Consider the following 13123-nt stretch of genomic DNA (forward strand, 5'->3'; position numbering starts at 1 on the left):
CCGCCTCGATCCAGACCCGCCTTGATCCAAAGCGGAACCGAAGGGCACGACCATGCGCCTCACCCACCTCTTCATCGACCGGCCGATTCTGGCCACCGTGTTCAGCGCGTTCGTCACGCTGATCGGGCTCGGCGCGCTGTTCACCCTGCCGGTGGCACAGTATCCAGAGATCGTTCCGCCGACGGTGCAGGTCACCACCTCCTATCCGGGCGCCTCCGCCGAGACCGTCAGCAAGACGGTGGCGACGCCGCTCGAGCAGGAAATCAACGGCGTCGAGAACATGCTCTACATGAGCAGCCAGTCGACGGGTGACGGCAAGCTCACCATCACGGTGACGTTCAAGATCGGCACCGACCTCAACGTCGCCCAGATGCTGACCCAGAACCGGGTCGAGGATGCGCAGCCGCGGCTGCCCGACGACGTGCAGCGGCTCGGCGTGCAGGTTCGGAAATCGACGCCGAACATCCTGCTCGCGGTGCATCTGATGTCGCCCGACGGCTCGCGCGACGACCTGTACCTGTCGAACTACGCGACGCTGCACGTGAAGGACATGCTGGCCCGCCTGCCCGGCGTCGGTGACGTGCAGCTGTTCGGATCACGCGACTACGCGATGCGGATCTGGCTCGATCCCGACCGTATCGCCGCCTACCACCTGAATGCCGACGAGGTGCTGGCGGCGTTGCGGGCGCAGAACGTGCAGGTCTCGGCCGGCATCCTGAACCAGCCGCCGGTGCCGTCGCACGAGGCCTACCAGCTCAACGTGCAGACGCTCGGCCGGCTCTCGACGCCCGAGCAGTTCGATGACGTGGTCATCAAGAACGACGGCGCCGGACGGGTGACCAGGCTGCGCGATGTCGGCCGTGCGGTGATCGGTGCGGCGGATTACGGCGCCACCGCGTACGAGGATCGCGGACCCGGCCTGCCGCTGCTGATCTTCTCGCAGCCGGGCGCCAACTCGCTGGCGGTCGAGCACGAGGTCCTGTCGACGATGAAGGACCTCTCGAAGGACTTCCCGCCCGGGCTCGATTACCGGATCATCTACGACCCGACGATCTTCGTCGCCAAGTCGGTGCACGAGGTCATCGTGACGATCATCGTCGCGATCCTGCTCGTGGTCGGCGTGGTCATCCTGTTCCTGCAGACCTGGCGCGCCTCGCTGATCCCGGTGATCGCGATCCCGGTCTCGCTGATCGGCACCTTCACGATCCTGGCCGCGGTCGGCATCTCGCTCAACAACCTGTCGCTGTTCGGGCTGGTGCTGGCGGTCGGCATCGTCGTCGATGACGCGATCGTCGTGGTGGAGAATGTCGAGCGCAACATCCGCCTCGGCATGGCGCCCAGGGAGGCGGCACACCGAACCATGGACGAGGTCGGCGGCGCACTGATCGCGATCGCACTCACACTTTGCGCGGTGTTCGTGCCGACGGCGTTCCTGTCCGGGATCAGCGGCGAGTTCTTCCGCCAGTTCGCGGTGACGATCTCGGCCTCGACGGTGATCTCCTGCCTGGTCTCGCTGACACTGAGCCCGGCCCTTTGCGCGCTGCTGTTCAAGCCGCACGAGGAGATGCATCACGGCCGCCGCTCGCTGCCGGCACGCGCCATCGGCGGGTTCTTCGGGCTGTTCAACGCCGGCTTCGAGCGGATGTCGAACCTGTACGGGCGGGTGACGCGCCGGCTCGTCCACCTGCTCGGCGTGGTGATTGCCGTGTATGTGCTGCTGATCGTGGTCGCGGGCATCCAGTTCTCGCGCACACCGACCGGGTTCATTCCCGAGCAGGACCAGGGCTACCTGATCACGGTCCTGCAGCTGCCACCCGGTGCCACGCTCGACAGGACCGAGGCGGTCGTCAAGCAGGCCATCGACATCATCATGACGACCAAGGGTGTCGAGCACGTCGCCCCGTTTGCCGGGCTGGATGCCACCACCTTCACCGTCGCCTCGAACGCCGGCACGATCTTCTCCGGGCTGCCGTCGCTGTACAGCCACCACATCGACGGCGTGACGTCGATGACGGTGCTGGCGGATCTGCGTCGCAGGCTGTCGGTGATCCAGGGCGCCTTCGTGCTGACCATTCCGCCGCCGCCGGTTCAGGGCCTCGGCAGTGCCGGCGGCTTCAAGATGATGCTGCAGGACCGCGCCGGCCTCGGCTCCGACGCGCTGGCCGCCGCCGCCAACACTCTCGTCGCAGCGGCCAATCGCGATCCGGATTTCGCCGGCGTGTTCACCCTGTTCAGCACCCGCACGCCGTCGGTGTTTGCCGATATCGACCGCGAGAAGGCCGAGAAGCTGGGGCTGACGCCGAACGACATATTCGATGCGATGCAGGTCTATCTCGGCTCGCAATACGTCAACGACTTCAACTATCTCGGGCGCACCTACGAGGTCATCGCGCAAGCCGACGGCGCGTTCCGCCGCGACGTCAGCGACATCACCCGGCTGAAGGCGCGCAACTCGTCGGGCGAGATGGTGCCGCTCGGGTCGGTGGCGCGCATCAGCCGTCGCACCGATGCCTACCGGGTGCCGCGCTACGACCTGTTCCCGGCCGCGGAGATCATGGGCGAGGCAGCTCCGGGGATCGCCACCGGAACCGCACTCGCGCGGATGGAGCAGCTCGCCCACCAGGTGCTGCCGCGCGGCGTCGGCTTCGAATGGACCGACCTCGCCTACCAGCAGCAGCAGAAGGGCACGCCGACGCTGCTGGTGTTCGCAGCCGCCGCGTTGTTCGTGTTCCTCGTGCTGGCGGCGCTCTACGAGAGTTGGCGGCTGCCGCTCGCGGTCATCCTGATCGTGCCGATGTGCCTGCTGGCCTCGGTCACCGGGCTCTCGTTGCGCGGCATGCCGATCGACATCCTGGCGCAGATCGGTTTCGTGGTGCTCGTCGGACTGGCCGCAAAGAACGCGATCCTGATCGTCGAATTCGCCAAGCAGGAGGAAGAAGCCGGCTCGCCGCCCGACCGTGCCGCGATCCACGCCGCACGCACCCGCCTGCGCCCGATCCTGATGACGTCGCTCGCCTTCATCATGGGTGTGGCGCCGCTGGCGGTGGCCACCGGCGCCGGCTCCGAGATGCGGCAATCGCTCGGCACCGCAGTGTTCTTCGGCATGCTCGGCGTGACCTGCTTCGGGCTGCTGTTCACGCCGGCGTTCTACACCGCGGTCCGGACGTTCCTGCGCCGGAAGGTCGTCGTTCCGGCGCGGGAGACCGTGGGCTCCTGATCCTGTGTGTCACCCTGGATGGTGCGTCATCCGTTCAGGGAGACACACAGGTTCGCCGACCCGGAATTACGCATCGCTCCTGCCGCCGGTCTCGATCACGACCTGCGGCAACGCTTGGCGCCGGCGCGATGGAGCGGCACGGTCACCGCTGCCCGGGGTTACGGAAGCGACCGGCATTCCCGAATTCGCTCCCTGTGCACTGGCGTGACGGCGACGGTTTCACTGCCGCAACACGCCGTCTCGACGTGACGCTGCGTTCGAGCGGACCTGATCAGCTGGGACGTGCCCTCCGTGCTGCCCAAGTGAAACAACTCGCGCGCGACGGCCACGCACAGGACCTCCGTGCGGTCGCGAACCCGCTCAGGTGAGCGCGGGTAGCAGCCGGTTCGAGGTTTGCGTCATCACCCGACCTCCAGACAGGGCAGCGTCCTGCACCGCCTCCAGCACCTTGTGCAGTTCGACCGCATCCTGGAAATCGGGCGCCGTCCTGGTCCCGTTGCGGATATCGGCGGCCATCCGGGAATAGACCCGGGCGACGTTTCCGGACACGGCGGCACCCGGGGCATTCTCCAGATACTGCGCCGGCACCTCGATCACCTCGAAGCCGGTGGCGCCCGCCCGCGCCCCGGAGAGGGTCAGCGGCTCGAGTTGCACATGGCCGGACTTCGCGACCAGACGAAGATCGCCTGCCGTGCCGTTCACCTCCCAGACAAGCCCGCGATCCGGTGACGATCCACCGCGGTAATGGACCGAGACCGGGATGCCCGCGTCCGAAATCGCGGCGACGAGGACCTGGTCGGCGGCCGTCATCGGCAGGGTCGCACCAGTGTCGATGACCCGGACCAAGGGGCGTCGATTGACCACCACCGCCGAGATCTCCCGCAGCTCCCCGACGACATCGCGCAACGCCGCCAGCGCGTGACCCACGGGTATCGTGAGCATGGTGGCGCCATCGGCATTGTCGAGGAGATAGCCGCTCGCTTTTTCGCTGCCGATCGACCCGCCCCAGCCGCCGCCGGTGGCAACCAGTGTGGTGGAAAGCACCTGTCCCACGATGCCGTTCGAGATAAGGGCCCTGAGATACTGGATTTCGGGGGCCAGGCGGGCCTGGGTTCCGACCACGCAGACCGCGGAGTGCCTGGCGGCGAGTGCTGCGAGCTCCTCCGCCTCCGAAAGGCCGTTTCCCAGCGGCCACTCGCAATACACGCTTTTTCCGGCCTGGATTGCGCGCGTGACGATATCGAAATGGTACGGGACCCGTACCGTGACGGTCACCACGTCGACCATGTCCGACGTCACCAACTCCTCGACGCTGGAAAAGCGCTGTGGAAGATCGAAGGCTGCGGCGGCCTGCACCGAGCTTTCGGGACTCGAGTTCGCTGCGCCGACGAGCTCGAAATCCTTGTCCAGTGCGCGGAGTGCAGGGACGTGCGCGCGTGCCGCCCAGCCGTCGTCCGGTTTCAGGCCGACAATACCGACGCGGAGTCGTTGGCTCATGCTCCAGTCTCCCAGGTCACGCGAGGTGCAGCGCAGGCGATGTGTCGGGCCGACCATGACAACATCCGGGCCGGGCAGCGTGCACGCGTCCCCCGCCACGCCATCGGACCCTGACCGGCAGACTACCCCCGAAGCGGTCTTCCCGTCAGAAGCTGCGCGACCCCGCCTTCGTGTCCTACGCCGCCCGCACGTCGCCGACGAAGCGGTTCACCTCGTTCGAGAGATCCTCGGCCTGCCGCGACAGGCCGCCGGCCGCGTCGAGCACCTGGCTTGCAGCGGTTCCGGTCTCGCCGGCAGCCTGGCTGACACCGGCGATGTTGCTGGTGACGGTCTGGGTGCTGGTCGCGGTCTGCTGGACGTTGCGGGCGATCTCGGCAGTGGCCGCCCCCTGCTCCTCAACCGCTGCCGCGATCATGGTCGCGATCGCGCCAATCTCCTCGATCACCACGGAGATGCCGCGGATCGCTTCCACGGCTTCTGCCGTCGCCGCCTGCACCTGGCTGATCTGCGCGCCGATCTCGTCGGTGGCCTTCGCGGTCTGCTGCGCCAGGCTCTTGACCTCGGACGCGACCACCGCAAAGCCCTTGCCCGCATCGCCTGCACGGGCGGCCTCGATGGTGGCGTTGAGTGCAAGCAGATTGGTCTGGCTGGCGATGTTGGTGATCAGACTGACGATGTCGCCGATCTTGCGGGCACCTTCGGCCAGCGCACGGACCACCGCATCGGTGCGACGCACGTCGGCAACCGCCTTCTCGCTGACCCGGGCCGACTGCGTCACCTGCCGGGAGATCTCGGTGATCGACGATGAAAGCTGGTCGGCGGCGACGGCGACCGTCTGCACCCCCACGCTGGCCACCTCGGCTGCGGAAGCGACCACGGAGGCCTGCTTGTTGGTCTGGACGGCATTCGTGGACATCGCCCGGGCAGTCGCTTCCATCTCGGTGGCTGCAGCGGCGAGCATGCCCACCATGTCGCGGGTCTTGCTTTCGAAGCCGTTCACCAGTGCGTCGAGGCGGACGGCGCGCGCAGCCTTGCCTGTGTGTTCCGCCTGCTGCTCGCTCGCCAGCCGGGCTGCGGTGATCATGTTGTCCTTGAACACCTGGACCGCGGTGGCCATGCTGCCGATCTCGTCGCCGCGACCCACGCCCGGAACCATCGTCGTCATGTCGTTTCCGGCAAGCCGGCGCATCGCCACCGTCGCCTCGGCGATCGGCGTGGAGATGCTGCGGATCAACGTCCAGCCGACCAGCGCGCAGAAGGCGACGAGGACGCCGATCACGATCAGGGTCATGAAGCGTGCGGTAGCCGCGGCACCATCGGCATCGACGACACTCTGCCTGCTCTGCCGGTCCTGATAGGAACTGTTCTTCGCCACCAAGTCACGGAGATGGTTGGCCGACGCCGCGTAGTCTCCGAGAAAGAAGGCCCGGATCGCGACCTGGTCTCCGGCCTGCTCCAGGTCGATCAGCTTGTGCCGGACGGACTGGAATTCGGAAATGGCTTCATCGACCGCGACCGCGTCCTGCTTTTCCTCGCCCGGATCGACGGTGGGCTCATACTCGCTCCAGGCAGACAGCACGCCATCCATCGTGGCCTTGTTCTGCGCGACCATCGCGTCGTGTTCCGCGGGCGTCCGGGCAAAAATGCGGCTCGCGACGGTTCCGGGAAGCTTCGCCAGGCCTTCGGAAACCCGGGAGAGCTGCTGCACGGAGACGATGTTCGAACTGACCAGATCGACCGACCCGTGCATCATCTCGATCCGCGAAATCGAGAACACTCCGAAGCCCGCGATACATCCCAGGATCATCGCGAAGACCGAGACTATTTTCAGACGGATCGTCAGGTTCGAGATGAGCTGCATTGCCTGGCCTTCCTGAAGGGATTGCCTGCCTTGATGCAGTCAATCCGCGAGTCTTAGGCGCGAGAGGTTGCCACCCCGTTAACCCCGCTCCGGAAATCGCGGCCTTGCGCCGCCGCGTCCCGGCATCGCGGTCCGGGGCAGACGGCCTAGGTGAAAGGCCGGCGGTGTCGTAAGCTCCGTGACCTGAAGACGGGGCCGTCACGGCCGATATCCTGCGGGTCGGGGTTGAGCGCCGCCTGAACGGCGTCGTTGCTCCGATAGCGGGCGGCGGCCTTTTCAAGTTGGCGGTCCGGCCCCACCTTGGGCACTGTCATCGGAAAGACCGCGTCGATCGATGCGCCGAGATCGGAGAAGAAGATGGACGGAGACAGCGTCGGCCAGTGCCCCATGAAGGGCGTAGCCGCCAACAATTCGACTGCCTGGCCCAGGTCCAACCAGCAATGGTGGCCGAACCAGCTGAACCTCAAGATCCTCCACCAGCACTCGGTCACGGCGAACCCGCTGAAGGTCGATTTCGACTATGCCGAGGAGTTCAAGTCGCTCGACCTGGCGGCGCTGAAGCAGGACATCTTCGCGCTGATGACCACGTCGCAGGACTGGTGGCCGGCCGATTTCGGGCATTACGGGCCGCTCTTCATCCGCATGGCATGGCACAGCGCCGGCACCTACCGGATCGGGGATGGCCGCGGCGGTGCAGGCTCCGGCACCCAGCGTTTCGCGCCCCTCAACTCCTGGCCGGACAACGCCAACCTGGACAAGGCGCGGCTGCTGCTGTGGCCGATCAAGCAGAAGTACGGCCGCAAGATCTCCTGGGCCGACCTGATGGTGCTGACCGGCAACTGCGCGCTGGAGTCCATGGGTCTCAAGACCTTCGGCTTCGCCGGTGGCCGCGTCGATGTCTGGGAGCCGGAAGAGGACATCAACTGGGGTCCCGAGGACACCTGGCTCGACGACAAGCGCTATAGCGGTGATCGCGAGCTCGCCGATTATCTCGGCGCCGTGCAGATGGGTCTGATCTACGTCAACCCGGAAGGCCCGAACGGCAAGCCCGATCCGCTCGGTTCCGCGCGTGACATTCGCGAGACGTTCGCGCGCATGGCGATGAACGACGAGGAGACGGTCGCCCTGATCGCCGGCGGCCACACCTTCGGCAAGAGCCATGGTGCCGCCAGCGCCGGCGAGTATGTCGGTCCGGAGCCGGAAGCGGCGGGCATCGAGCAGATGGGCCTCGGCTGGTCGAACAGCTACCGCACCGGCAAGGGCCCGGACACCATCTCGAGCGGCCTCGAAGGCGCCTGGACGCCCGAGCCGACCAAGTGGGACAACGGCTACTTCGACAACCTGTTCGCCTTCGAGTGGGAGCTCGGCAAGGGTCCGGGCGGCGGCTGGCAGTGGCAGCCGAAGGACGGCGCGGCATCCGACCAGACGCCGGACGCGCACGACCCGGACAAGCGCCACCCGCCGATGATGTTCACCTCCGACATCGCGATGATCCGGGACCCGGCCTATCTCGAGATCTCCAAGCGGTTCCACGCGAACCTCGACGAATTCGCGGATGCCTTCGCCCGCGCCTGGTTCAAGCTGACCCATCGCGACATGGGTCCGGTTGCGCGTTATCTCGGGCCGGAAGTTCCGTCCGAGGTGTTGATCTGGCAGGACCCGGTCCCGGCCGTGGACCATCCGCTGGTCGACGCGCAGGACATCGCATCGCTCAAGGGTCGTCTGCTCGAGTCCGGTCTGTCGGTAGCGCAGCTGGTCTCGACGGCCTGGAAGTCGGCGTCGACCTTCCGCGGCACCGACAAGCGTGGTGGGGCCAATGGCGCCCGCATCCGCCTTGCGCCGCAGAAGGACTGGGCCTCGAACGAGCCGGCCGAGCTGGCGACGGTGCTGCAGACCCTGGAAGGGATCCAGGCCGAGTTCAACGGCGCGGCATCCGGCGGCAAGAAGATCTCGCTCGCCGACCTGATCGTGCTGGGCGGCGTTGCTGCCGTCGAGAAGGCCGCGAAGGATGCCGGGCACGCCGTCGAAGTTCCGTTCACCCCGGGCCGCACCGACGCGTCCCAGGAGCAGACGGACGTTCACTCGTTCGCCGTGCTGGAGCCGAAGGCCGACGGGTTCCGCAACTACCTGAGCGACGGTCGCGGGCGCCAGGAAGAGGTGCATCTGGTCGACCGGGCGCATCTGCTGACCCTGACCGGACCCGAGATGACCGTCCTGCTCGGCGGCATGCGCGTCCTCGGCGCCACGTTCGGCGGCAGCGAGCTCGGCGTGTTCACCAAGCGGCCAGGAGTCCTGACCAACGACTTCTTCGTCAACCTGCTCGACATGACGACGACGTGGAAGGCGACCTCCGAAGCCGATGACCGCTTCGAGGGTCGTGACCGGCGCACCGGCGAGGTGAAATGGACCGGCAGCCGCGCCGACCTGATCTTCGGGTCCAACTCGCTGCTCCGGGCCGTGTCCGAGGTGTTCGGGTGCACCGACTCCGAGGAGGCCTTCGTGGCCGACTTCGTGGCCGTGTGGACCAAGGTGATGAACCTGGACCGCTTCGACCTGGCCTGATCACACCGGCCCTCGGGGCCGCGAACGAGCCTGCAAGAGGGCGGCATTCCGGGACACCGGATGCCGCCCTTTTCGTGTCCCATCCCGGCAGGACATGCGGCTGCCGGTGCTCGACTCCCGCGCCCTCCCCCTGCACCATCCCGACGATGTGCGGCCGCTTCGCCTCCGACCTTCCGATCGACCTGATCCGCACCCTGTTCGGCACCACCGGCCCGGCCCCGAATGCCGCGCCCAGCTGGAACATCGCGCCGACGAACAGCGTGCCGGTCATCAGGCACCACCCAGCGAGCGGTGAGCGCCGGCTCGACCTGCTGCGCTGGGGCCTGATCCCGCACTGGAGCAAGGATCCGGCCTCGCAAACGAACCGGCGCCCACCCCCGATCAACGCACGCGCCGAAACCGTCGCCACCTCAGGCCTGTTCAAGCAGGCCCTGGCCGCCAGGCGCTGCATCGTTCCGATGGTGGCGTTCTACGAGTGGGCGCTCGGCGAAAAACCGAAGCAGCCCTACGCGTTCGCCCGTGCGGACGGTCAGCCGCTGGCGCTCGCCGGGCTGTGGGAGAGCTGGACCGACCCGGCCGGCGAGCTCATCCGGACGTTCGTCATCATCACCACCGCGGCGAACGCGACGCTTGCGCCCGTGCATGACCGCATGCCGGTGGTGCTCGAGGTCGAGGATTGGGGGAGCTGGCTGCATGACGGGCCGCCCGACCTGTTGCGGCCGGCGGCGGACGATGTGCTGACCCGGTGGAAGGTCAGCGCCCGGGTCAACTCCGTCCGCAACGACGGCCCGGACCTGCTGCACGACGTCGACCAGGCCGGTCCCCAGGACCAGGACCAGGCCGGACCCGATTCGGCATGAACTCCGGCGAGCCATCGGAGCTGAGGCTGGTGACATGATCAGGACAAGCTATAGACCGCCTCGAGCCACGCACCCGCGGACCCACGATCCGAAGGCATCTGTCAGACCATGAACGTGCTTCCCTATGTCGTCGTCGCCATCGCGGGCGCCCTGAACGCGGTCCATTCCGGCACCAACGCACAGCTGACCACTTCGCTCGGCAAGCCCTGGTGGGCGGCGATCATCGTCGTCGTGGTCTCAGGCGCGTTCATCCTGTTGGGCGTCGGGGTGTCGCGGGAAAGCGTGCCGTCGCTGTCGAGCCTGGCGGCAACGCCCTGGTGGGCCTGGGTCGGCACCGCCTGTGGCGCGGTCCCGATCATCACCACGCTGCTCTATGCCGGCCGGCTGGGCGGAGCCGCATTCAACGGCCTGGTGGTGACGGTGACGATCATCACCTCGATCGTGCTGGATCATTTCGGGCTGCTCGGCTTCTCGGTCCACCACGCGAACATCTGGCGGATCATCGGAGGCCTGCTGATGGTCGGCGGGATCACCCTGGTGTGCAGCTTCTAGCCACTGGCGCGACTGCCGGCGCCATCACGGGGGCACGCGGCCACACAACGAAAAGGCCACCCGGACCGGCCGGGTGGCCTCGGAGCTGCCGTCGCTGTTGCCAGCGCGAGCCGGTTCAGTCCTTTTTGGGAGCCTTCTTGGCGGCCTTCTCGGCCAGCTTGGAAGCGTATTCGTCCGCCTTGTAGATGTCGGCGACGATCGCCTGCAGCTTGGTCACGTGCTCGCCGAGCCCGAGCGCCTTGGCGTAGGCGGCAGCGGTGCCGAAACCGGCCAGGCCGTAATGGCTCATGCGCTGATACTGCGAGATCACCACCAGATCGAGCAACTCGCCATCTTCGGGCGCTTCCTTGAGAACGTGCTTGAGGGCCTCCTTCACCAAGCCCTCCATTCCCTTGCAGTGCTCCTTCTCGACTTCCTCGTCGGCGTCGGCGAGAAGCTCCTTCAGCGTATCGGCATGCTTGCCGATGCCCTTGATCGAGCTCTCGAAGGTCTGCTTCAGCTTCGGATCATGGACCTTCTCGGTGATGGTCTTGAGCGCCTGGGTCATCTGGTCGTTGGCGGACCACAGATCCTTCAGCTCGTCGGCATAGACGTCCTTGAGGCTTTCGGGTGCGGGCATGAGCTGTCTCCGTTTTTGCACGGAGTGAAAGATCGACGACCTGTCGAGTTCCCGGCCACTCAGGTCCTGACCGCATCTTGAACCGAGGCGCCGTCACCCGGGCATCCGGTCCCGCGCGCCTCAGCTCACGAACGCCGCCCGCCGCAAACCGTGCAGGCTGTTCCCGAGCCACAGCGGGCCGTGCTTCAGCATGTCCAGGCTCACCGGCGCCTCCACCGCCGCCTGGCTCGCCAGCAGCGACTGCCGCAGCACGCCCGGGAGCAACCCGGCGCTGCGCGGCGGCGTCCGGAGCCGTGCGCCGTCCTCCACGAACACGGTATGTCGCGATGCCTCCGCAACCTCTCCGCGCCGGTTGAGCAGGATCGCCTCGTCGAGCCCAGCCGCCGCCGCCTCGGCGAAGGCCCGCTCGTAGATCTCGCGTCGCGTCGTCTTGTGGCGGAGGAATGGATCGCCCGGATCCAGCCGGTCTGCCGCCAGTCCTGCCCTCAGCACACCCCCTGGCGTCGCGACCGCCTGGTCACCGATCGATAGGGATCCGTCCCGTGCCAGCTCCACCCTGACCCGCCGGTCGCCGGCTGTCCCGTGCCATTCCGCCACCAGGGCCTGCAGGCGCTGCGTCAAGGCCGACCTGTCGAACGCGAAGCGGAGCGACGTCGCCGATGCCGCCATCCGCGCCAGATGCAGATCGAGCCGCACGTATCCGCCGGCTGCCGACCACCGGAAGGTCTCGATCAGCCCATACTGCGTGGCGAGATCGGTCAGCACGCGGGCCTTCAGGATCGCCTCGTCATATTCCGCGTCCGGATCCGAGTCCGCGACGATCCCGCCGCCGACCCCGTAGCGGCCGCTTCCATCCGCCGCGAGCACGGCGGTCCGGATCGCCACGTTGAACCGCATGTCGCCGTCCGGGGCGATCGATCCGAGTGCTCCCGTATAGAAGCCGCGCGGTGAGGCTTCGAGCGCCCGGATGATCTCGCCGGCCCGGATCTTCGGCGCGCCGACGACCGAGCCGCACGGAAACAGGGCCGCGACCTTGTCCCGCAGGCTGGTGCCGGGACGGAGACGGCCGGTCACCGTCGATGTCATCGTATGCAGGCTCGGATAGGTCTCCACCGTGAACAGCGCCGGCACCCGCACCGTGCCCGGCACCGAGATCCGCGAGAGGTCGTTCCTGAGCAGGTCGACGATCATCAGGTTCTCGGCCTGCTGCTTCGGGTCGGCAGCGAGGGCGATGCGTGCGGCTGCGTCCTCGGCGGCGCTCCTGCCCCGGGGCGCGGTGCCCTTCATCGGCCGCGTCATCGCCGCACCGTCGCTCACCGAGATCCAGAGCTCCGGCGAAACCGACAGCACGGTGAGGTCCCCGAGGGCCGCGATGCCGCCATGCGCCACCGGCTGCAGCACCCGCATGGCCGCGTAGAGCGCCCGCGGATCGCCCGGCAGGTGGAAATCGATCGGGAAGGTCAGGTTGACCTGGTAGATGTCGCCCGCCGCGATCAGCTCCAGCGCCTCGGCCACGCCCGCGACGTGCCGCGCGCGCTCCGCGAACGGGGCGAGCTGCACGGGCGGCGGCGGCCCGAGCTCGGCGAACATCCGGTCCAGCGCCTCGCCCTCGATCCATGTCGGCGGATCGAACAGCCCGATCCAGATCAGCGGCGTCACAGCGTGCCGGGCCGCCTGCGCACCGATCGTCTGCAGCGGCGGCATCAGTGGCGCGAGCCTGGGCTCCAGCGCGTAGCCGAGCTCATAGGAGAACAGCCCTGCGGCGTGCAGGCCTGATGCAAGTCCGCGCTCGATGGCCTCGAACGCCTGGTCGATGCCGGCGATGTCGTCGCAGCGGATGATCGCGTGCGGACGGCTGTAGAGCATTCCGCCGGGAGCCGTTGCGAGCCTGTCTTCCAGCAGCACGTACGGTTCCGACGACTCGTCGGACGCAGCGATATCCATGCGGCTTGCAT

Annotated in this window: 9 protein-coding genes; 4 read left to right on the top strand and 5 right to left on the bottom strand. The window is 67.4% G+C overall.

Annotated features, from left to right (window positions below; genetic code table 11):
* Positions 1-52 precede the first annotated feature (52 nt).
* A complete protein-coding gene (locus ACOEQ2_RS04585) occupies positions 53-3217 on the top strand; it encodes an efflux RND transporter permease subunit (protein WP_419730205.1) in 3165 nt (1054 codons plus the stop codon).
* 360 nt (positions 3218-3577) lie between these two features.
* Here the strand turns inward: ACOEQ2_RS04585 and ACOEQ2_RS04590 are convergent, their stop codons facing one another.
* The 3 genes from ACOEQ2_RS04590 to ACOEQ2_RS04600 all read right to left on the bottom strand — a co-directional run bounded on the left by ACOEQ2_RS04590 (position 3578) and on the right by ACOEQ2_RS04600 (position 6964).
* The gene (locus ACOEQ2_RS04590) at positions 3578-4714 is read right to left on the bottom strand and encodes a Gfo/Idh/MocA family protein (protein ID WP_419730206.1); all 1137 of its coding nucleotides are present in this window, start codon (positions 4712-4714) and stop codon (positions 3578-3580) included.
* Positions 4715-4889: 175 nt separating this feature from the next.
* On the bottom strand, positions 4890-6575 hold the full coding sequence (locus tag ACOEQ2_RS04595) for a methyl-accepting chemotaxis protein (protein WP_419730207.1): 1686 nt from the start codon (positions 6573-6575) through the stop codon (positions 4890-4892).
* Positions 6576-6721: 146 nt separating this feature from the next.
* The gene (locus ACOEQ2_RS04600) at positions 6722-6964 is read right to left on the bottom strand and encodes a hypothetical protein (protein ID WP_419731289.1); all 243 of its coding nucleotides are present in this window, start codon (positions 6962-6964) and stop codon (positions 6722-6724) included.
* Here ACOEQ2_RS04600 and katG point away from each other — a divergent pair.
* The 3 genes from katG to ACOEQ2_RS04615 all read left to right on the top strand — a co-directional run bounded on the left by katG (position 6933) and on the right by ACOEQ2_RS04615 (position 10549).
* Positions 6933-9137 (top strand): catalase/peroxidase HPI, encoded by a 2205-nt coding sequence (gene katG / locus ACOEQ2_RS04605; RefSeq protein WP_419730208.1) that lies wholly within the window; start codon positions 6933-6935, stop codon positions 9135-9137. The two genes, ACOEQ2_RS04600 and katG, sit on opposite strands and share 32 nt — an antisense overlap.
* Before the next feature lie 146 nt (positions 9138-9283).
* A complete protein-coding gene (locus tag ACOEQ2_RS04610) occupies positions 9284-9997 on the top strand; it encodes an SOS response-associated peptidase (protein WP_419730209.1) in 714 nt (237 codons plus the stop codon).
* A 108-nt stretch (positions 9998-10105) separates the two neighbouring features.
* A complete protein-coding gene (locus tag ACOEQ2_RS04615) occupies positions 10106-10549 on the top strand; it encodes a DMT family transporter (protein WP_419730210.1) in 444 nt (147 codons plus the stop codon).
* 115 nt (positions 10550-10664) lie between these two features.
* On the opposite strand, the gene ACOEQ2_RS04620 is transcribed toward ACOEQ2_RS04615, so the two are convergent.
* Both ACOEQ2_RS04620 and ACOEQ2_RS04625 read right to left on the bottom strand, forming a co-directional pair.
* The gene (locus ACOEQ2_RS04620) at positions 10665-11168 is read right to left on the bottom strand and encodes a ferritin-like domain-containing protein (protein WP_419730211.1); all 504 of its coding nucleotides are present in this window, start codon (positions 11166-11168) and stop codon (positions 10665-10667) included.
* Between the two features lie 120 nt (positions 11169-11288).
* Positions 11289-13112, bottom strand: a complete 1824-nt coding sequence (locus ACOEQ2_RS04625) for a chorismate-binding protein (protein WP_419730212.1) — start codon at positions 13110-13112, stop codon at positions 11289-11291.
* Positions 13113-13123 lie beyond the last annotated feature (11 nt).

Origin of the sequence: Lichenicola sp. (assembly GCF_965198575.1) — a bacterium.
Classification (GTDB): domain Bacteria; phylum Pseudomonadota; class Alphaproteobacteria; order Acetobacterales; family Acetobacteraceae; genus Lichenicola.

Bases quoted from the DNA above. Each gene is read 5' to 3' on its own strand.
- ACOEQ2_RS04625 (WP_419730212.1), bottom strand. From the start codon at position 13,112: ATGGATATCGCTGCGTCCGACGAGTCGTCGGAACCGTACGTGCTGCTG.
- ACOEQ2_RS04610 (WP_419730209.1), top strand. From the start codon at position 9,284: ATGTGCGGCCGCTTCGCCTCCGACCTTCCGATCGACCTGATCCGCACC.
- ACOEQ2_RS04595 (WP_419730207.1), bottom strand. From the start codon at position 6,575: ATGCAGCTCATCTCGAACCTGACGATCCGTCTGAAAATAGTCTCGGTC.
- ACOEQ2_RS04600 (WP_419731289.1), bottom strand. From the start codon at position 6,964: ATGGGGCACTGGCCGACGCTGTCTCCGTCCATCTTCTTCTCCGATCTC.
- ACOEQ2_RS04615 (WP_419730210.1), top strand. From the start codon at position 10,106: ATGAACGTGCTTCCCTATGTCGTCGTCGCCATCGCGGGCGCCCTGAAC.
- ACOEQ2_RS04620 (WP_419730211.1), bottom strand. From the start codon at position 11,168: ATGCCCGCACCCGAAAGCCTCAAGGACGTCTATGCCGACGAGCTGAAG.
- ACOEQ2_RS04590 (WP_419730206.1), bottom strand. From the start codon at position 4,714: ATGAGCCAACGACTCCGCGTCGGTATTGTCGGCCTGAAACCGGACGAC.
- ACOEQ2_RS04585 (WP_419730205.1), top strand. From the start codon at position 53: ATGCGCCTCACCCACCTCTTCATCGACCGGCCGATTCTGGCCACCGTG.
- katG (WP_419730208.1), top strand. From the start codon at position 6,933: ATGGACGGAGACAGCGTCGGCCAGTGCCCCATGAAGGGCGTAGCCGCC.